The following is an 18,817-nucleotide window of genomic DNA, read 5'->3' as shown; positions in this document are numbered from 1 at the left end:
AGCCAGAAGCGGGATGTGGCGGCATAATAACAAACCTCGACAGCCGCGAAAGCCAGCGTCATGAAGGTGGATTTGCATTGCCACAGCACCGCTTCCGATGGGGCATTGAGTCCCGCCGAGGTGGTTCGCCGTGCCCATGGGCGCGGCGTTCGGCTGCTGGCGCTAACCGACCACGATACCCTGGACGGGCTTCCCGAGGCACAGGCCGCCAGCACCGGGCTAGACATCGAGCTGATTAACGGTATCGAGCTGTCCGCACTGTGGGGCGGGACCACCGTGCACGTACTCGGCTATGCCTTTTCCCGCGAGGCGCCGGCGCTGCGCCAGGCACTGGCCGAGTTGCAGCAGGGCCGCTGGCAGCGGGCCGCGGAGATCGCCCGGCGGCTGGCTGGCAAGGGTATGGACGGAGCCCTGGAGGGCGCCCGGGCGGTGCAGCGCGAACTGGGCGACAGCGGCAATGCTCCGGCGCGTCCGCACTTCGCCGAGTTCCTGGTGCGCGCCGGGCATGTCCGGGACCACGCACAAGCCTTCCAGAAATGGCTGGGCGCGGGCAAGCTGGGCGATATCAAGCAGTACTGGCCGAGCCTCGAGCAGGCGATCGTCACCCTGCGCGCAGCCGGTGCCTGGGTCAGCTTGGCGCATCCCTGGCACTACGATTTCACCCGCAGCAAGCGGCGGCGCCTGGTCGTCGACTTCATCCGCGCCGGCGGTCACGCGCTGGAGGTCAGCAACGGCCTGCAACCGGCCGAGCAGGTCGGCGGCCTGGCCATCCTGGTCCGCGAATTCGGTCTGCTGGCCAGCGCCGGCAGCGATTTCCATGCCCCCGACACCTGGTCCGAACTGGGCCTATACCGCCCGCCGCCGGACGATTTGCCACCGCTCTGGATGCGTTTCCCCCATGTCCGTCACTGCGCCGTCCTCTGAACAGGGAATTCATGTGAGTCAGTACTTCCAAATCCATCCGGAAAACCCGCAACTGCGCCTGGTTCGCCAGGCAGTGGAAATCGTCCGCGGCGGCGGGGTGATCGTCTATCCCACCGATGCCTCCTATGCGCTCGGTTGCCAGCTCGGCAACAAGGCCGGTCTGGAGCGTATCCGCCGCCTGCGGCAACTGGACGACCGGCACAACTTCACCCTGGTGTGCAGCGATCTTTCGCAGCTGAGCCTGTTCGCCCGGGTCGATACCGGCGCTTTCCGCCTGCTCAAGACCTGGACGCCGGGTCCCTACACCTTCATTCTCCACGCCAGCCGCGAAGTGCCGCGAATCATGCTGCACCCCAAGCGGCGTACCATCGGCCTGCGCATTCCGGCCAACCCCATCGCCCAGGCTCTGCTGGCAGAGCTCGGCGAGCCGCTGATGAGCGCCAGCCTGATCCTGCCCGGCGAGACGCTGCCGCTGAGCGACCCGGAGGAGATGCGCCAGCGCCTCGAACGCCAAGTCGACCTGATCGTCGACGGTGGCGCCGGTACGCTGGAGGCCTCCACCGTGGTCAGCCTGCTCGAGGGCGAGCCCGAAGTGCTGCGCGTCGGCTGCGGCGATCCGGCACCCTTCGCCGGCGAAGCCTGAGTTTTGCGCCGGCCAGTACCGGCCGGCGTCGCGCCGGACGATGCCGCCGCCATGCCGGACGCCGGCACCCCCTTCGCGCTGGTCTATGGGCAGGCGCTGACCGAGCTGCCGCAGGACCTGTACATTCCGCCGGATGCCTTGGAGGTGTTTCTCGAAGCCTTCGAGGGGCCGCTCGATCTGTTGCTTTACCTGATCCGCAAACAAAACATCGATATCCTCGACATCCCGGTGGCCGAGATAACCCGCCAGTACATGGGCTACGTCGAGCTGATGAAGGCCGCGCGCCTGGAGCTGGCCGCCGAATACCTGGTGATGGCCGCCATGCTCGCCGAGATCAAGTCGCACATGCTGCTGCCGCGTTCGGTGGCTGCCGAGGAGGAAGAGGAGGACCCGCGCGCCGAACTGATCCGCCGCCTGCAGGAGTACGAGCGCTACAAGCGAGCCGCCGAGGAGCTCGACGATCTGCCCCGGATCGGTCGCGAACTGCACCCGACGCTGCTGGAAGCGCCGCAGGCGCAGAGTCGCCGCCGGCTGCCGACGGTCGGCCTGGACGAGCTGCTGCTGGCCATGGCCGAGGTGCTGCGCCGCGCCGAGCTGTTCGAAAGCCACCAGGTCACCCGTGAGGCGTTGTCTACCCGCGAGCGCATGAGCGAAGTGCTCGAACGCCTGCGGGGCGGTAGCTTCGTGCCTTTCGTGCAACTGTTCCAGGTCGGGGAGGGGCGTCTAGGTGTGGTGGTGACCTTCATGGCGGTGCTCGAACTGATCAAGGAGTCGCTGGTCGAGCTGGTACAGACCGAGCCCTTCGCGCCCATTCATGTGCGCCTGCGCGGCGACGAGTCCGCGGGAGAAACGGAATGAACCTGAACGATCCGGCCGAACTGGCCGTACTGCTTGAGGCCTGGCTGCTCGCCGCCGGCCGGCCGCTGTCGCTGGAGCGCCTCGGCGAGCTGTTCGAGGAGGGCGAGCGGCCCGAACCGGCCCGCCTGCGCGACGCCCTGGCGATTCTCGCGCGTTCCTGCCAGGGGCGCGCCTTCGAACTGAAGGAAGTGGCCTCCGGCTATCGCCTACAGGTGCGCGAGCGCTTCGCGCCCTGGGTCGGGCAGCTCTGGGAGGAGCGGCCGCAGCGTTACTCGCGGGCCCTGCTGGAAACCCTGGCGCTAATCGCCTACCGCCAGCCGATCAGCCGCGGCGAGATCGAGGCGGTGCGCGGCGTGGCGGTGAGCAGCAACATCATCAGGACCCTGCAGGAGCGCGAGTGGGTCCGGGTGGTCGGCTACCGCGAGGTACCCGGCTGGCCGGCGCTATTCGCCACCACCCGCGCCTTTCTCGACCATTTCAACCTGAAGAGTCTCGACGAGCTGCCGCCTCTGGCCGTGCTGCGTAGCCTGGAGCCGGGGCCGGCCGGTGCGGCCAGCGAGGAGCCGCCGGTCGGCCCGCCATTGGCCGGCGAAACCGCCGAACCGGCCGAGCGGACCAGCTTCCGCACCCTGCTGGCCGAATTGGACGCCATGGAGCAGGGCCTCAAGACCGACTTCGACGACCTGCCGGAGGCGGACGCCAAGGCCGAAGGCGGCATGCAGCAGGTGGCGGACGATTCCCAGGCGGAATGAGCGGCTTGTCCATTTCCCGACGCTGAGCCTAAATGAAGGGTGACCTGCCAATAAGAGTGAGCCCGCGATGCATCCCCGAGTTCTCGAAGTCACCCGGCGGCTGACCGAGCGCAGCCGCGCTACTCGCGAGCGCTATCTCGAGCAGATGCGCCGCGCCGCTGCCGAGGGGCCGTCGCGTGCGCGGCTGCCTTGCGCCAACTTCGCCCATGGCGTGGCCGGTTGCGCCGAGTCCGACAAGCAGCGCCTGCGTCTGCCTGGCGAAGTCGACGTGGCAATCGTCTCGGCCTACAACGACATGCTCTCGGCGCACCAGCCCTACCAGCACTTTCCGCCGATCCTTAAGGCCGCGCTGCAGGAGATCGGCGCGATCGGCCAGTTCGCCGGCGGGGTGCCGGCGATGTGCGACGGCGTCACCCAGGGCGAGGCGGGCATGGAACTGAGCCTGGCCAGCCGCGATGTGATCGCCATGGCCACCGCGGTGGCGTTGTCCCACAACATGTTCGACGCGGCGCTGTGCCTGGGGATCTGCGACAAGATCGTCCCCGGCCTGGTGATAGGAGCGCTGCGTTTCGGCCACCTGCCGTTCGTCTTCGTCCCGGGCGGGCCGATGCCTTCGGGCATCCCCAATAAGGAAAAGGCGGAGACCCGCCAGCGCTATGCCGAAGGCAAGGCCAGCCGCGCGGAACTGCTCGAGTCGGAGATGAAGTCCTATCACAGCCCCGGAACCTGCACCTTCTACGGCACGGCGAACACCAATCAGGTGCTGATGGACGTAGTCGGCCTGCATCTGCCGGGCGCCGCCTTCGTCAACCCGTACACGCCGCTGCGCGACGCGCTGACCCGCGAGGCGGCTCGCCAGGCGACGCGGCTGACCCGGCAGGCCGGCGACTACCTACCGCTGTGCGAGATCTTCGACGAGAAGGCGGTGATCAACGCGGTGGTGGCGCTGCTCGCCACCGGCGGCTCGACCAACCACAGCCTGCACCTGCCGGCCATGGCCCTGGCCGCTGGCATCCGCCTGACCTGGCAAGACATGGCCGACCTGTCCGAGGTGGTGCCGCTGATCGCCAGGGTCTATCCCAACGGCCAGGACGACGTGAACCGCTTCCACGCCGCCGGCGGCACGCCCTTCCTGATCCGCGAACTGCTCGGCGCCGGGCTGCTGCACGAGGACGTCAACACTGTGCTCGGGCGCGGGTTGGGCCGCTACATCCAGGAACCGTTTCTGGACGAGGAGCGGCTGGTCTGGCGCGAGGGCCCGGCGCAGAGTCTCGACGAGAGCATCCTGCGCCCGGTGGCCCGGCCGTTTTCCGCCGAAGGCGGCCTGCGCGTGCTGGAAGGCAATCTGGGGCGCGGCGTGATCAAGGTTTCTGCGGTGGCGCCGGAGCATCGGGTGGTCGAGGCGCCGGCGCGGGTCTTCGCCAGCCAAGCCGAACTGGCCGCGGCCTTCCAGGCCGGCGAACTGGAGCGCGACCTGGTAGCAGTGGTGCGCTTCCAGGGGCCGAAGGCCAACGGCATGCCCGAACTACACAAGCTCACGCCTTACCTGGGGGTGCTGCAGGATCGTGGCTACCGTGTCGCGCTGGTCACCGACGGACGCATGTCCGGGGCTTCCGGTAAGGTCCCGGCGGCTATCCATGTCTGTCCCGAGGCGCAGGAGGGCGGGCCGCTGGCGCGCTTGCGCGACGGAGATCCGATCCGCGTGGACGGTGAAAAAGGCGAACTGAAGGTACTGCTGCCAGAGGCGGAATGGGCGGCGCGGGAGAATGTTGCGGCCCTGGAGGATGCCGGCATCGGCTGCGGCCGCGAGCTGTTCGCCTTCATGCGCGCGGCTTTCAGTTCGGCGGAAGAGGGCGCCTGCGTGTTCACCGAACGGCTCGGAGCGCTCGAATGAAGCTGGCTCTGATCGCCGACGTCGGCGGAACCCACGTGCGTTTCGCCCTCTGGCGGGACGGCCGGCCGCAGGCGTTGCGAGTGCTGGCCACGGGCGACTATCCCGGCCCCGAGGAGGCGATCCGCGCCTACCTCGCCGCGCTGGAATTACCGCTGGCGGCGCTAGAGACGGCCTGCCTGGCCTGTGCCGGTCCCATGCATGGCGATCAGTTCAGCCTGACCAACAATCACTGGCGGTTCGGCCGCCTGGCGCTCACCCATGCGCTGGGTCTGCGCCAATTGCTGGTGATCAACGACTTCGCCGCCATGGCCCTCGGCATGACCCGTCTGGCCGAGCACGAGCGGCTGACCATTCGGTCGGGGCAGGCTGCCGTCGGCAGCCCCCGGCTAGTGCTGGGGCCGGGCACCGGGCTTGGTGTCAGCGCCCTGCTGCCGAATGGCTCGGGAAACTGGCGGGTACTGCCGGGCGAGGGCGGGCATGTCGATCTGCCGCTCGGCAACTCGCGCGAGGTGGCGCTGTGGCAGTTGCTGCAGCGCGATCTCGGCCACGTTTCCGCGGAGAGCGTGCTCTGCGGCGGCGGCCTGCTGCGGCTGTACCGAGTCAGTTGCAGGCTTGACGGACAGCGGCCGCGACTCGACTCGGCCGCCGCGGTGAGCGCCGCGGCATTGGCCGGCGAGGCCGGCGCGATGGCGGTGTTGGAGCAGTTCTGCTGCTGGCTGGGACGGGTCGCCGGCAACCATGTACTGACCCTGGGCGCGCGCGGCGGCGTTTATCTGGCCGGTGGCATATTGCTGCATTTCGCCGATTTCCTGCGCGATAGCGGCTTTTCCCGCTGCTTCGTCGACAAGGGGGTGATGAGCGGCTATCTGCAGGACATTCCGGTATTGCTGGCGGTGGCCGAGCAACCCGGCCTGTTGGGCGCCGGGTTGGCGCTGGAGGCCTGGGCGAAGCGCTAGCCTGCTTGAGACGGGCTCACTCCTCGGTTACTTCGTCGGTCACCTCATCGTCGGTCGGGTAGCGGGTCTGCGCCAGGCTTTCCTTGATCTTGCGCAAGTGCGGCTGGAGGTCGGCGCCACGGCGCAGGGTCACGCCAGCGGCCAGCACGTCGAGCACGGTGAGCTGGAGGATGCGCGAGATCATTGGCATGTAGATGTCGGTGTTTTCCTGCGGCGGGACATCGAGGCTGTGGCTGCAGGCACGGGCCAGCGGCGAGCCGGCGGCGGTCAGGCCGAGCACCGAGGCGCCGTTCTTGCGGGCCACAGACGCCACTTCGACTAGTTCGCGGGTGCGCCCGGTGTAGGAAATGATCACGAAAAGGTCGCCGGTGTGGGCTACCGAGGCGAGCATGCGTTGCATCAGCACGTCGCTCTGCGTCGCCACGGCGAGATTGAAGCGGAAGAACTTGTATTGCGCATCCAGGGCCACGGAGGCCGAGGCACCAAGGCCGAAGAAATGGATCTGTCGGGCCTGGATCAGCAGGTCGACGGCCCGGTCGACGCTCTGCGGGTCGAGTCCCTGGCAGGCATTGTCGAGGGCGGCGATGGTGCTGCCGAAGATCTTGCGCGTGTAGGTGGCGGGACCGTCGTTCGCCGCCACCGCTTGGCTGACGTAGGCGGCGCCGCTGGCCAGGCTCTGCGCCAACTGGATCTTCAGCGCCGGATAGCCGCTGGTATCTAGGGAGCGGCAGAAGCGGTTGACGGTCGGCTCGCTGACGCCGGCCGCCTGCGCCAGGGCGGCGATGCTCAGGCCCATGACTTGCTGCGGGTCCTGCAGAATGACCTCGGCGACCTTGCGTTCGGCCCGGTTCAACTCGCCGAGACGTCCCTGGATCCGTTCAAGGAAATTTCTCATGCGGATTCCCTGTCCTGTGTGAAGGGCTTTTTCTGTTTTACAGGACCTCGTAGTTTTATTACAACATAATCCGGAAGTTTTTCCGCTAAGTCGGAGAGTTTCTTTTACAAACTGGTAAAAAACATATGTCCTGCGCTGGGCACTCACCCGTGCGACTGAGATGGAAGTTTGTCCATGTCCATCGATTCCTTCGCATGGCCAGCGGAGCTGGCCTTCCATGAACTGGCCGATGCCGAAACGCTCGCGAAAGCCATGGCGCAACGGGTAGCGCAGGCCCTACAAGTTGGCTATCGAGGCCCGTGGCCGGGCCACCCTGGTGGTGTCCGGCGGACGCAGTCCGGCCGCCTTCTTCGAATGCCTGGCGGAACAGCCGCTGGAGTGGGAGCGGCTAACGGTCGTCCCGGCCGGCGAGCGTTGGGTACCGCCTGGACATCCCGACAGCAATGCCGGCCTGGTACGGCGCCATTTGCTGCGCGGCCGGGCGGTCCAGGCGCGTTTCGTCGGCCTCTATCAGCCGGCCGACTCCGACGCCATTGCTGCCGGGGGCCGGCAGCGCTTCCACCTGATGCTCGGCCACGGCCTGGGCTACCGGCGCTTCAAGCTGTTCCCGGCAAAGGTCTGCGGTGGCGTGGCAGTGCTGCAGGCTTTCGCGGGCCTTTTCCCGACATCCGTTTTTGCCCCACCGGCAGCGTCCGTCCGGGCAACCTGCGGGAGTACACGGCGCAGCCTAATGTGATGTGCCTGGACGGTTCCTGGATGCTCGACGCCGAAGCTATGGATCGCGGCGACTGGGCGTCCGTCGAGCTGACCCACGAGGCCGTGGCCCTGCTCGACTGAGCCCGCGGGGCAATCGCATGAAATGTCTTTCCGATACCGGACTGGAAAGATTGTGTGCCTGGTCGTTCCGGCCTGGTCTTCAAATCCGGTGCATCGGCTGCTTGCCGAGGGGCTGGATACTTCCTGTTTCGGCCCCCCGGCCGAGTCACTTTCTCTTTGCGCGCGCAAAGAGAAACTAACCAAAGAGAAAGCGCGCCCGGTCATTCGGCGTTCCCTCGCTCCGGCGCCGCTCCGAGGGGCGTCGCACAAGGGGCATCCATGCCCTTCGTACTTCAGGAGGCCGAGCGGAATCGTCGTGGAAGGGGTCGAGCGGCAAGGATGCCGCGAGAGCCGCGATGGGCCATGGCATGGATGGCCCTTCGCGGCGAGCCCCTGGAGCGGCGATGTAGGGAGGGAACCCGGAGCGAAGCGCAGGGCCGGATGAGGGGGTGGCCTTCTTTTGGGTTACTTTTTCTTGGCCAGGCAAGAAAAAGTGACTCGGCCGGGGGGCCGAAACGGGGACTGTCCGGCTACTCGGCAAGCAGCCATGCCAAGGATCACACAATCTTTCCAGTCTGGTATCAGGCGAGCGCTTCATGCGATTGCCCTGACTGAGCCCGCGGGGTGGATGCGCCCTGTCGGCGATGCGCGTATGATGCGCGCCCCATTCAAGCGGAACCGACACACCGGGAGGTGCCCAGATGAGCGAACGTGAAGAGAATTCCCCGCCTGCCGCTCAAGGCGAGAAGCTGCAGAAGGTGCTGGCGCGCATGGGCCTCGGCTCCCGGCGCGACATCGAGGCGCGGATCGCCGAGGGCCGGGTGATGGTCAACGGGACCGTCGCCATGCTCGGCCAGCGTGTCGGCCGCCACGACGCCATCGCCCTCGACGGCCGCTTGCTCAGGCGCGAGGAGGGTGCCGAACTGGTGCGCCGAGTGCTGATCTACAACAAGCCCGACGGCGAGATCTGTACCCGCAACGACCCGGAGGGCCGGCCGACCGTGTTCGACCGACTGCCGCGGCTGAAGGAGGGCCGCTGGGTCAACATCGGCCGGCTCGACATCAATACCACCGGTCTGCTGTTGTTCACCACTGACGGCGAACTGGCCAACCGCCTGATGCATCCTTCCTACGAAATGGATCGCGAGTACGCCGTGCGCGTACGTGGCGAGGTCACCGAGGAGATGCTCGAAACCCTCAAGCGCGGCGTGATGCTGGAAGACGGCCCGGCGCGCTTCACCGACATCCAGGAGGCGCCCGGCGGCGAAGGCCTCAACCACTGGTTCCACTGCGTGGTGATGGAGGGACGCAACCGCGAGGTACGTCGCCTGTGGGAGTCCCAGGGGCTGGTGGTGAGCCGCCTGAAGCGGGTGCGCTTCGGTCCGGTGTTCATGACGTCGGACTTGGTCATGGGCCGCTGGCGCGAGATGGCTCAGGACGAGGTGGACATCCTCAGTCGCGAAGTGGGACTGGAGCCGCTGGCGCTGCCGGAGATGAAGCTCAGGTTTCGCGAGAAAATGGAGCGCCTGCAGCGCAAGTCGGCCAAGCCGGTCGGGCGCGGCGGAGCACGCGAGCGGGTGTTGCGTCCGGCCCACGAGGGGGCGGAGGCACAGGAGCGCCGCGCTCCGCGCCGGCCGAAGGAGGAGCGCGCTCCGCGGGGCCGCGGCACGCCGGTCGCCGAGCGCCCCGCCGAATCCGTGCGCAAGCGTCCGGGACGGCCGGCCGGGGAGCGCTCGTCTGCCGAGTCGGGCGAGCGTCCGGCGCGCAAGCCCGGGCCGGTGCCGGCCAAGCGCCGCAGTCCGCCGGCCGGCGAGGGGCAGCGTCCGGGATTCGGCCGCAAGCGCCCCTGAAGAAGGCCGGCGGGCGGTTCAGGGCATGTTCGACGCCTGCTGGGCGTCGAATGCCTGGCCGTTGACCCCCTTGCTTTCCGGTCCCATCAGGTACAGGTAGACAGGCATGATTTCCTCCGCTCCCGGGCGGCTCAGCGGGTTTTCCCCTGGATAGGCCTGGGCGCGCATGTCGGTGCGGGTACCGCCGGGGTTGACGCTGTTGGCACGCACCGCGCAGGTGCCGTCGACCTCGTCGGCAAGCACCTGCATCAGGCCCTCGGTGGCGAACTTGGATACCGCATAGGCACCCCAGTAGGCGCGTCCCTTGCGGCCGACGCTGCTCGAGGTGAACACCACCGAGGCGTCTTCAGAGCGCTTGAGCAGTGGCAGCAGGGTGCTGGTGAGCATGAACATGGCGTTCACGTTGACCTGCATGACCCGCATGAAGTGATCCCCGGAAAGCTGCTCCAGCGGCGTGCGCGGGCCGAGGATGGATGCGTTGTGGAGCAGGCCGTCGAGGCGGCCGAACTCGTTCTCGATGGTCGCCGCCAGCTCGTCGTACTGGTGCGGCAGGGCGGCCTCCAGGTCGAGAGGAATCACCACCGGCTGCGGATGCCCGGCGCTCTCGATCTCGTCGTAAACCCGGTTGAGGTGCTCTTCGGTCTTGCCCAGCAGAAGCACGGTGGCGCCATGGGCGGCGAAGGTCCTGGCGGCGGCCGCGCCGATGCCGCGCCCGGCGCCGGTGACCAGGATGATGCGGTCCTTTAGCAGGTCGGAACGGGCGGTGTATTGGAACATGGGAATCTCCTGTGGAGGACTGCGGCTTCGTAGGGGGCGGCGAGGCGCGAGCCTGCGAATTGCCTTGCCGTGCGCTCGGTGCGGCCCGCGAAGCGGCGTTTCAGCACGAACAGAGCGCCTGGTCGAGAACCCGGCGCAGGTCGAGCGGATGATCCACCACCACGTCGGCCCCCCAGTGGCCGGGATTGTCGTCCGGATGGATGTAACCGTAGCGCACCGCGGCGGTGCGGGTGCCGGCGGCGCGGCCTGACTCGATGTCGCGCAGGTCGTCGCCGACGAACAGGACGCTGGCCGGAGCCAAGCCGAGCTGGCTGCAGGCGAGGACCATGGGCTCCGGGTCGGGTTTGCTGTTCTTCACGTGGTCCGGACAGATCAGCACGGCCGAGCGCTCGGCCAGCCCTAGGCGCTGCATGATCGGCTCGGCGAAGCGCAGCGGCTTGTTAGTCACCACGCCCCACTGCAGCCGGGCCCGTTCGAGGTCGGCCAGCAGTTCCTGCATGCCCTCGTAGGGGCGGGTGAACACCGCGCAGTGCTCCTGGTAGCGATCGAGAAATTCCAGGCGCAGGGCCTCGAACCCGGCGCTGGAGGGCTCCACGGCGAAGGCCGCGACGATCATCGCCCGGGCCCCGCCGGAGACGACCTGGCGGATGGCGTGCTCGTCGGCCGGCGGCAGGCCGCGTTCGGCGCGCATGGCCTGGATGATGGCGATGAAGTCCGGCGCCGTGTCGAGCAGGGTACCGTCCATGTCGAAGAGGACTGCGCGTAGCGTCATGACGGAATCACTCCTCGCGCAGGGTCTGGATCATGTAGTTGACGTCGACGTCCGTGCCCAGCTTGTAGTGGCGGGTCAGCGGGTTGTAGGTCAGGCCGACGATGTCGCCGATCGCCAGACCGCTGGCGCGGCACCAGGCGCCCAGTTCCGAGGGGCGGATGAACCTTTTGAAATCGTGGGTGCCGCGCGGCAATAGCTTGAGCAGGTATTCGGCGCCGATGATCGCCAGCAGGTAGGCCTTGGGATTGCGGTTAATGGTGGAGAAGAACACCTGGCCGCCGGGCTTGACCAGGGTGTGGCAGGCGCGGATCACCGAGGCCGGGTCGGGGACGTGTTCGAGCATCTCCAGACAGGTCACCACTTCGAACCGGCCGGGCATTTCCGCCGCCAGCGCTTCGACCGTGCTCTGCCGGTAATCGACCTCGACGCCGGACTCCAGTTGATGCAGGCGGGCCACGGCGAGCGGCGCCTCGCCCATGTCGATGGCGGTCACCGCAGCGCCGCGCAAAGCCATCGCCTCGCTGAGGATGCCGCCGCCGCAGCCGACGTCAAGCACCTTCTTACCGGCTAGGCGCACGTGTTCCTCGATCCAGTTGACCCGCAGCGGATTAATCTCGTGCAGCGGCTTGAACTCGCTCTCGCGATCCCACCAGCGGTGAGCCAGGGCTTCGAATTTGGCGATTTCGGCGTGGTCGACGTTGCTCATCAGTGATTCCGTGGTTGTCGGGCGGTAACTCGGCGCGGTCCATGGTGCCAGCTTTATTGGGGGCGTGGAGGCCGTACCCTGTGTCGATTTGTCGCGGAGCGGTCAGCGGGCGCTGTCCGAGGTTCCGATGCGCCGGCTCCATTCGCGAGCCTTGTCCTTCAGGCGCTCCTCGTCCAAGCGGATCAATTGGCCGTTGTCCAGCAATTGCCGGCCGCCGACCCAGAGGTGCCGCACGCAGTCCCGGCCGCTGGCGTAGATCAGTTGCGAGACCGGGTCGTAGACCGGCTGCTGGGCCAATCCGGAGAGGTCGAAAGCGACCATATCGGCAGCTTTGCCGGGCTCCAGGGAACCGGTCTCGGTCTCCAGCCCCAAGGCACGGGCACCGTTCAGGGTGGCCATGCGCAGCGCGCGATGGGCGTCCAGAGCGGTGGCCGAGCCGGCCACCGCCTTGGCCAGCAGGGCCGCGGTGCGGGTTTCGCCGAGCAGATCGAGATCGTTGTTGCTCGCCGCGCCATCGGTACCGATGGCCACGTTCACGCCGGCCTGCCAGAGACGCTCCACCGGGCAGAAGCCGCTGGCCAGCTTGAGATTGGACTCGGGGCAGTGGATCACGCTGCTGTTGCTCTCCACTAGCAGGGCCAGGTCCTGGTCGTCGAGCTGGGTCATGTGCACCGCCTGGAAGCGCGGGCCAAGCAGGCCGCAACGCGCCAAGCGGGCCAGCGGCCGCACGCCGTCGCGTTCCAGGGCACGGGCGATCTCGTGGGAGGTTTCGTGCACATGCATTTGGATTAGCGCATCCAGTTCCTCGGCGAGCACCCGTATCTTCTCCAGGGTTTCGTCGCCCACCGAATAGGGGGCGTGGGGGCCGAAGGCGACGTGAATCCGCGGGTGATGGCGGAGATCTTCGAGCAGCTCGACACCCTTGCGCAGCGCCTCGCCGGCGTCGCGGGCGCCGGGAGTCGGGAAATCCAGCACCGGGATGCACAGTTGCGCGCGGATACCGCTCTGGTGGATAGAGGCGCTGGCGATTTCCGGATGGAAGTACATGTCGGAAAAGCAGCCGATGCCGCCCTTGAGCTGCTCGGCGATAGCCAGTTCGGTGCCGTCGCGGACGAATTCCTCGCATACCCAGCGAGCTTCGGCCGGCCAGATGTGCTTTTCCAGCCAGGTCATCAGCGGCAGGTCATCGGCCAGGCCGCGGAACAGGGTCATCGCGGCGTGGCCGTGAGCGTTCACCAGGCTAGGGGCGAGGAGCATGCCGGGCAGTTCGCGGGTTTCTCGGGCGGCATGGCGCAGCGCGGCGTCGCGGGGGGCGAGCAGGGCGATGCGGCCGTCGCGGATGCCCAGGGCATGATCGTGCAGCACGACACCGGCGGGCTCGACCGGCACCAGCCAGGTTGGCAGGAGCAGGAGATCGAGCGGAGCGGTGGCGTCAGGCATGGCGGGATCCTTGTCGATTGGTACAGGAAGGGCGCAGTAGTATAGGGGCTGTTGAGATTTTGACCCAGTGCGCGGCAAGCCTCGGCCTTCAGAGGCTGTCGCAAAACCCATTATCAGGCCTGCGAGATGATCGAAACTGAAGCGCTTGCGCCAAGCAAGAAGCGTAGGCGCAAATGCGCCGTGAGCGTTCGCATGGCACGTAAGGCTGCGAGCATAAGCGCAGATCGCTCCTTCGACAGAGCCACGGCCCTCGACAAGTTATGTGCCATCACGTGCAACGCAAACGCTCGACTGACCGCTGCCAGCCCTCGCCGCCGAAACCGATTCAATCCCCGCTGACAACGCAGGCTGCTGAACACCGGCTCCACGATCGCCTTGCGCTGGCTGAAGATGCGGCGGGCCTGCCGATGCTGCATCACGTTCACGCACCGCCTCTTTCTTGAGCAGGTTGTAACGTGAGTAGGCCGCCTCAATAACCGTGCCATCGCCTGCCAGGCGCGTGCTGGCCGAGCCACTGGCCTTCAGGATGGCACGCGTGAGAGATTCGAAGAACGCCTGCGTGAAGATCCCCGTGAAACGTGATGAAACGACCGATATTCGCATGGTCCGGCGTGATGCCACCTGTCACCCACATGCATCCCAGATCCAGCTGGGCGAGCCGTTTCAGCTCGCGCAGGGAATGGATGCCCTGCATCACGTCATACAGGACCAGGCCCATCATCTGGCGGGGACAGTAAGGCGCACGACCTGTGCCGAAGCGCTCGCCTGATACCAGACTGGAAAGATTGTGTGATCCTTGGCATGGCTGCTTGCCGAGTAGCCGGACAGTCTCCGTTTCGCCCCCCGGCCGAGTCACTTTTTCTTGCCTGGCCAAGAAAAAGTAACCTAAAAGAAGGCCACTCCCTCATCCGGCCCTGCGCTTCGCTCCGGGTTCCCTCCCTGCATCGCCGCTCCAGGGGCTCGCCGCGAAGGGCCATCCATGGCCCATCGCGGCTCTCGCGGCATCCTTGCCGCTCGACCCCTTCCACGACGATTCCGCTCGGCCTCCTGAAGGGGGCATCCGGCGCGGCCTGACAGGTCGTGCCGCAAGAGCGAAAGCGCTTTCAGGCAACCCGGAGCCCGACTCCCGTTCAGAAGGCCGAGCGCAAGCGTCGCGTAGAGGAGCGAGCCGCAGAGAGGCGGTGAGAGTCGTACGAGGGGCATGGATGCCCCTTGTGCGACGACCCTCGGAGCGGCGCCGGAGCGAGGGAACCCCGGCGTAGCCGGGGCCGAATGACCGGGCGCGCTTTCTCCTTGGTTACTTTTCTCTTTGCGCGCGCAAAGAGAAAGTGACTCGGCCGGGGGGTCGAAACAGGAAGTATCCAGCCCCTCGGCAAGCAGCCGATGCACCGGATTTGAAGACCACGCCGGAACGACCAGGCACACAATCTTTCCAGTCCGGTATCGGAAAGACATTTCATGCGATTGCCCTGCCTCGATAGGCCTTGGTTGAGCACCCTTTCGTTCCGCTCGCTATAATCCGCCCCTTTTCGTTCCTGAACTGCGAGGTGTCCCATGCGCGAGCGATTGCTGGCTGCGGAAAAAATCAAGGCCATCGAATGGCGGGATGGCACTTTGCATCTGCTCGACCAGCGCCTATTGCCCCAGGAAGAGCGCTGGCTCTCCTACGATAGCGCGTCGGGCGTGGCCGGGGCGATCCGCGACATGGTGGTGCGCGGTGCTCCGGCGATCGGTATTAGCGCCGCCTATGGCGTACTGCTGGGCGCCCGCCGGCGGATGGCGGCCGGCGGCGACTGGCGGGCGGCGCTGGAGGAGGATTTCCGGGGGCTGGCCGAATCGCGGCCGACCGCGGTCAATCTGTTCTGGGCGCTGGACCGGATGCGCGAGCGCCTGGCGCGCTTGAAGGAAGGTGAGGACGCGCTGGTCGCGTTGGAGGCCGAGGCGGTGGGTATCCACGAAAGCGATCGCGAAGCTAACCTGACCATGGCCCAGCTCGGCCTCGAACTGATCCGCAAGCACAGCGGCAGCGCCCAGACGCTGCTGACCCACTGCAATACGGGCGCGCTGGCCACCGGTGGCTTCGGCACCGCCCTCGGTGTGATTCGCGCGGCCTGGCTCGAAGGTCTGGTCGAGCGGATCTATGCCGACGAGACCCGGCCCTGGTTGCAGGGCGCACGCCTGACCGCCTGGGAACTGGCCGAGGAGGGGATTCCCGTGAGCCTGAATGCGGATGGCGCGGCCGCCCACCTGATGAAGACCAAGGGCATCACCTGGGTGATCGTTGGCGCCGACCGGATCACTGCCGAGGGCGATGTGGCCAACAAGATCGGCACCTATCAACTGGCGGTCGTAGCCATGCACCATGGAGTGCGCTTCATGGTCGTGGCGCCCAGTTCCACCATCGACATGTCGCTGCAAAGCGGCGAGGAGATCCCCATCGAAGAGCGTGACGGGCGCGAGCTGCTGGAGATCGGCGGCAAGCGCGTGGCGGCCTCGGTGGAGGCGGTCAATCCGGTGTTCGATGTCACGCCGGCCGACCTGATCGACGCCATCGTCACCGAGCGGGGCGTGGTCGAGCGGCCGAACGCGGCCAGCATGGCCGAGCTGATGAGCCGCAAGCGGCTGCACTGAACAGGCCTCGGCAGGGGCGGGCCGGCCCGGCGTTCCGGCCTCCGCTCGCCGCGTACGGCGTGCAGCCGGCGGTGGCTCCCCTGTGTTACCATTCCGTGCTTAAACGCAGGACACTGCTGACGTAAAAGGAACCCGGCTTCCATGGGCGAACTGGCCAAAGAAATCCTCCCGGTCAATATCGAAGACGAGCTGAAACAGTCCTACCTCGACTACGCCATGAGCGTAATCGTCGGACGTGCCCTGCCGGATGCGCGCGATGGGCTGAAGCCGGTGCATCGCCGCGTACTGTTCGCCATGAGCGAGCTGGGCAACGACTGGAACAAGCCGTACAAGAAATCCGCCCGCGTAGTCGGCGACGTCATCGGTAAGTACCACCCGCACGGCGATACCGCAGTGTACGACACCATCGTGCGGATGGCTCAGCCGTTCTCCCTGCGCTATCTGCTGGTCGACGGCCAGGGCAACTTCGGCTCGGTGGACGGCGACAACGCCGCGGCCATGCGTTACACCGAAGTGCGCATGGCTAAGCTGGCCCACGAACTGCTCGCCGACCTGGAAAAGGAAACTGTCGACTGGGTGCCCAACTACGACGGCACCGAGCAGATCCCGGTGGTGATGCCGACCAGGATTCCCAACCTGCTGGTCAACGGCTCGTCGGGCATCGCCGTGGGCATGGCCACCAATATCCCGCCGCACAACCTCACCGAGGTGATCGACGGCTGCCTGGCGCTGATCGACGATCCCGAACTGACCATCGATCAACTGATGCAGTACATCCCCGGTCCGGATTTCCCCACGGCGGGGATCATCAACGGCCGCGCCGGCATCATCGAGGCCTACCGCACCGGCCGCGGGCGTATTTACATCCGTGCCCGCGCCGAGATCGAGGATATCGACAAGGTCGGTGGCCGCCAGCAGATCGTCGTCACCGAGCTGCCCTACCAGCTCAACAAGGCGCGGCTGATCGAGAAGATCGCCGAACTGGTGAAGGAGAAGAAGATCGAGGGCATCACTGAACTGCGCGACGAGTCCGACAAGGACGGCATGCGCGTAGTGATCGAGCTGCGTCGCGGCGAGGTACCCGAGGTGGTGCTCAACAACCTCTATGCCCAGACCCAACTGCAGAGCGTGTTCGGCATCAACGTGGTGGCTCTGGTCGACGGTCAGCCACGGCTGCTCAACCTCAAGGACATGCTCGAGGTATTCGTCCGCCACCGCCGTGAGGTGGTGACCCGGCGGACCGTCTACGAGCTGCGCAAGGCCCGCGAGCGCGGCCACATCCTCGAAGGCCAGGCGGTCGCGCTGTCCAACATCGACCCGGTGATCGAGCTGATCAAGGCATCGCCGACTCCGGCCGAGGCCAAGGAGCGTCTGATCGCCACCGCTTGGGAGTCCAGCGCCGTGGAGACCATGGTCGAGCGCGCTGGCGCCGATGCTTGCCGTCCGGAGGACCTGGGTCCGCAATACGGTCTGCGCGACGGCAAGTATTACCTATCGCCGGAGCAGGCGCAGGCCATCCTCGACCTACGTCTGCACCGCCTGACCGGCTTGGAACACGAGAAGCTGCTTGCCGAATACCAGGAAATCCTCGGCCAGATCGGCGAACTGATCCGCATCCTCACCAGCCCCGAGCGGCTGATGGAGGTCATTCGCGAGGAGCTGGAAAAGATCCGGGCCGAGTTCGGCGACGCGCGGCGCACCGAGATCGTCGCCACCCAGGTGGATCTGACCATCGCCGATCTGATCACCGAGGAAGAGCGTGTGGTGACCATCTCCCACGGCGGCTACGCGAAGAGCCAGCCGCTGGCCACCTACCAGGCCCAGCGCCGCGGCGGCAAGGGCAAGGCAGCCACCGGGGTTAAGGACGAGGACTACGTCGAGCACCTGCTGGTCGCCAACAGCCATATCACCCTGCTGCTGTTCTCCAGCAAGGGCAAAGTTTACTGGCTGAAGACCTACGAGATTCCCGAGGCGTCGCGCACTTCCCGCGGCCGGCCGCTGGTCAACCTGTTGCCGCTGGACGATGGCGAGCGCATCACCGCCATGCTGCAGGTCGACCTGGAAGCGCTGCAGCAGCAGAACGGCGCCGACGACGAGTTGGACGAGGCCGAGGGCGCGCTGCTCGAAGGCGAGGTGGTCGAGATCGCCGAGACCGAGGAGGTCGAAGGCGAGACCGCCGAGCTGGTCGCCGAGCCCACCGGCGCCTACATCTTCATGGCCACCGCCTTCGGCACAGTGAAGAAGGTACCGCTGGTGCAGTTCAGCCGTCCGCGCAAGGCCGGCCTGATCGCCCTGGATCTCGTCGAGGGCGATACCCTGATCGCCGCCGCCACCACCGACGGCGCCAAGGAGGTCATGCTGTTCTCCGACGCCGGTAAGGTGATCCGTTTCGCCGAGCGCGTGGTGCGCACCATGGGCCGCAATGCCCGTGGCGTGCGCGGGATGAGGCTTGGCAAGGGCCAGCGGCTGATTTCCATGCTGATCCCCGAATCGGGCGCGCAGATCCTCACCGCTTCCGAGCGCGGTTACGGCAAGCGCACCCCGCTGAGCAAGTTCCCGCGCCGCGGTCGCGGCGGCCAGGGGGTGATCGCCATGGTCACCAACGAACGCAACGGCGCGCTGATCGGCGCGGTGCAGGTGCAGGAGGGCGAAGAGATCATGCTGATCTCCGACCAGGGTACCCTGGTGCGCACCCGCGTCGACGAGGTTTCCTCGCTGGGCCGCAACACCCAGGGCGTGATGTTGATCAAGTTGGCCAAAGACGAGACGCTGGTCGGCCTGGAGCGGGTGCAGGAGCCTTCGGACAACGGCGACGAGCCACTCGACGACGAGGGGACGACTCCGGTGGGCGTGGCGGAAGGCGGCGAGGATTGAGCGGTGCGGACCGCCCAACGGTATAGACA

General features: G+C 66.8%; 16 protein-coding genes and 1 pseudogene. 10 read left to right on the top strand and 7 right to left on the bottom strand.

All coding sequences use genetic code 11. The features are described 5' to 3' along the window. Positions 1–60: 60 nt before the first annotated feature. From ACGI6K_RS14970 to ACGI6K_RS14945, 6 genes are all read left to right on the top strand, one after another. A complete protein-coding gene (locus ACGI6K_RS14970; protein ID WP_376945995.1) occupies positions 61–924 on the top strand; it encodes a PHP domain-containing protein in 864 nt (287 codons plus the stop codon). Positions 925–937: 13 nt separating this feature from the next. Then, positions 938–1,567, top strand: coding sequence for an L-threonylcarbamoyladenylate synthase (locus ACGI6K_RS14965; RefSeq protein ID WP_376945997.1), 630 nt, complete (start codon positions 938–940; stop codon positions 1,565–1,567). Between the two features lie 51 nt (positions 1,568–1,618). After that, on the top strand, positions 1,619–2,425 hold the full coding sequence (locus tag ACGI6K_RS14960; protein ID WP_376946007.1) for a segregation and condensation protein A: 807 nt from the start codon (positions 1,619–1,621) through the stop codon (positions 2,423–2,425). After that, entirely contained in the window at positions 2,422–3,177 is a 756-nt protein-coding gene (gene scpB, locus ACGI6K_RS14955; RefSeq protein ID WP_376945999.1) for an SMC-Scp complex subunit ScpB, read from the top strand. Before ACGI6K_RS14960 ends, scpB begins: the two co-directional genes overlap by 4 nt. A 67-nt stretch (positions 3,178–3,244) precedes the next feature. Next, positions 3,245–5,071, top strand: coding sequence for a phosphogluconate dehydratase (gene edd / locus ACGI6K_RS14950; RefSeq protein WP_376946001.1), 1,827 nt, complete (start codon positions 3,245–3,247; stop codon positions 5,069–5,071). Continuing rightward, on the top strand, positions 5,068–6,027 hold the full coding sequence (locus ACGI6K_RS14945; protein ID WP_376946003.1) for a glucokinase: 960 nt from the start codon (positions 5,068–5,070) through the stop codon (positions 6,025–6,027). Before edd ends, ACGI6K_RS14945 begins: the two co-directional genes overlap by 4 nt. 16 nt (positions 6,028–6,043) lie before the next feature. On the opposite strand, the gene ACGI6K_RS14940 is transcribed toward ACGI6K_RS14945, so the two are convergent. Next, complete coding sequence (locus tag ACGI6K_RS14940; RefSeq protein ID WP_376946005.1) at positions 6,044–6,922, bottom strand: MurR/RpiR family transcriptional regulator; 879 nt, start codon at positions 6,920–6,922, stop codon at positions 6,044–6,046. Positions 6,923–7,238: 316 nt separating this feature from the next. Here ACGI6K_RS14940 and ACGI6K_RS14935 point away from each other — a divergent pair. Both ACGI6K_RS14935 and rluB read left to right on the top strand, forming a co-directional pair. Continuing rightward, a pseudogene (locus tag ACGI6K_RS14935) lies at positions 7,239–7,759 on the top strand (6-phosphogluconolactonase). A gap of 680 nt (positions 7,760–8,439) precedes the next feature. After that, the gene (gene rluB / locus ACGI6K_RS14930; RefSeq protein WP_376945273.1) at positions 8,440–9,588 is read left to right on the top strand and encodes a 23S rRNA pseudouridine(2605) synthase RluB; all 1,149 of its coding nucleotides are present in this window, start codon (positions 8,440–8,442) and stop codon (positions 9,586–9,588) included. Positions 9,589–9,606: 18 nt separating this feature from the next. Here rluB and ACGI6K_RS14925 read toward each other — a convergent pair whose 3' ends face one another. The 6 genes from ACGI6K_RS14925 to ACGI6K_RS14900 all read right to left on the bottom strand — a co-directional run bounded on the left by ACGI6K_RS14925 (position 9,607) and on the right by ACGI6K_RS14900 (position 13,977). Further along, positions 9,607–10,365, bottom strand: coding sequence for a YciK family oxidoreductase (locus ACGI6K_RS14925; RefSeq protein ID WP_376945271.1), 759 nt, complete (start codon positions 10,363–10,365; stop codon positions 9,607–9,609). Between the two features lie 100 nt (positions 10,366–10,465). Further along, complete coding sequence (mupP, locus tag ACGI6K_RS14920) at positions 10,466–11,137, bottom strand: N-acetylmuramic acid 6-phosphate phosphatase MupP (RefSeq protein WP_376945269.1); 672 nt, start codon at positions 11,135–11,137, stop codon at positions 10,466–10,468. A 7-nt stretch (positions 11,138–11,144) separates the two neighbouring features. Then, the gene (gene ubiG, locus ACGI6K_RS14915; protein ID WP_376945267.1) at positions 11,145–11,843 is read right to left on the bottom strand and encodes a bifunctional 2-polyprenyl-6-hydroxyphenol methylase/3-demethylubiquinol 3-O-methyltransferase UbiG; all 699 of its coding nucleotides are present in this window, start codon (positions 11,841–11,843) and stop codon (positions 11,145–11,147) included. A gap of 102 nt (positions 11,844–11,945) precedes the next feature. Continuing rightward, complete coding sequence (locus ACGI6K_RS14910; protein ID WP_376945265.1) at positions 11,946–13,283, bottom strand: TRZ/ATZ family hydrolase; 1,338 nt, start codon at positions 13,281–13,283, stop codon at positions 11,946–11,948. Positions 13,284–13,396: 113 nt separating this feature from the next. Further along, positions 13,397–13,699 (bottom strand): transposase, encoded by a 303-nt coding sequence (locus ACGI6K_RS14905; RefSeq protein WP_377969268.1) that lies wholly within the window; start codon positions 13,697–13,699, stop codon positions 13,397–13,399. Positions 13,700–13,752: 53 nt separating this feature from the next. After that, entirely contained in the window at positions 13,753–13,977 is a 225-nt protein-coding gene (locus ACGI6K_RS14900) for a hypothetical protein (protein WP_376945275.1), read from the bottom strand. Positions 13,978–14,837: 860 nt separating this feature from the next. Here ACGI6K_RS14900 and mtnA point away from each other — a divergent pair. Together mtnA and gyrA are read left to right on the top strand one after the other, a co-directional pair. Continuing rightward, on the top strand, positions 14,838–15,914 hold the full coding sequence (gene mtnA, locus ACGI6K_RS14895; protein WP_376948125.1) for an S-methyl-5-thioribose-1-phosphate isomerase: 1,077 nt from the start codon (positions 14,838–14,840) through the stop codon (positions 15,912–15,914). 141 nt (positions 15,915–16,055) lie between these two features. Beyond that, positions 16,056–18,788, top strand: a complete 2,733-nt coding sequence (gene gyrA / locus ACGI6K_RS14890) for a DNA gyrase subunit A (protein WP_376948126.1) — start codon at positions 16,056–16,058, stop codon at positions 18,786–18,788. Positions 18,789–18,817: the final 29 nt, after the last annotated feature.

The sequence above is a fragment of the Azorhizophilus paspali genome (genome assembly GCF_043587585.2).
GTDB classification, from domain to species: domain Bacteria; phylum Pseudomonadota; class Gammaproteobacteria; order Pseudomonadales; family Pseudomonadaceae; genus Azotobacter; species Azotobacter paspali.
This window is presented reverse-complemented; position numbering and strand designations above follow the sequence as displayed.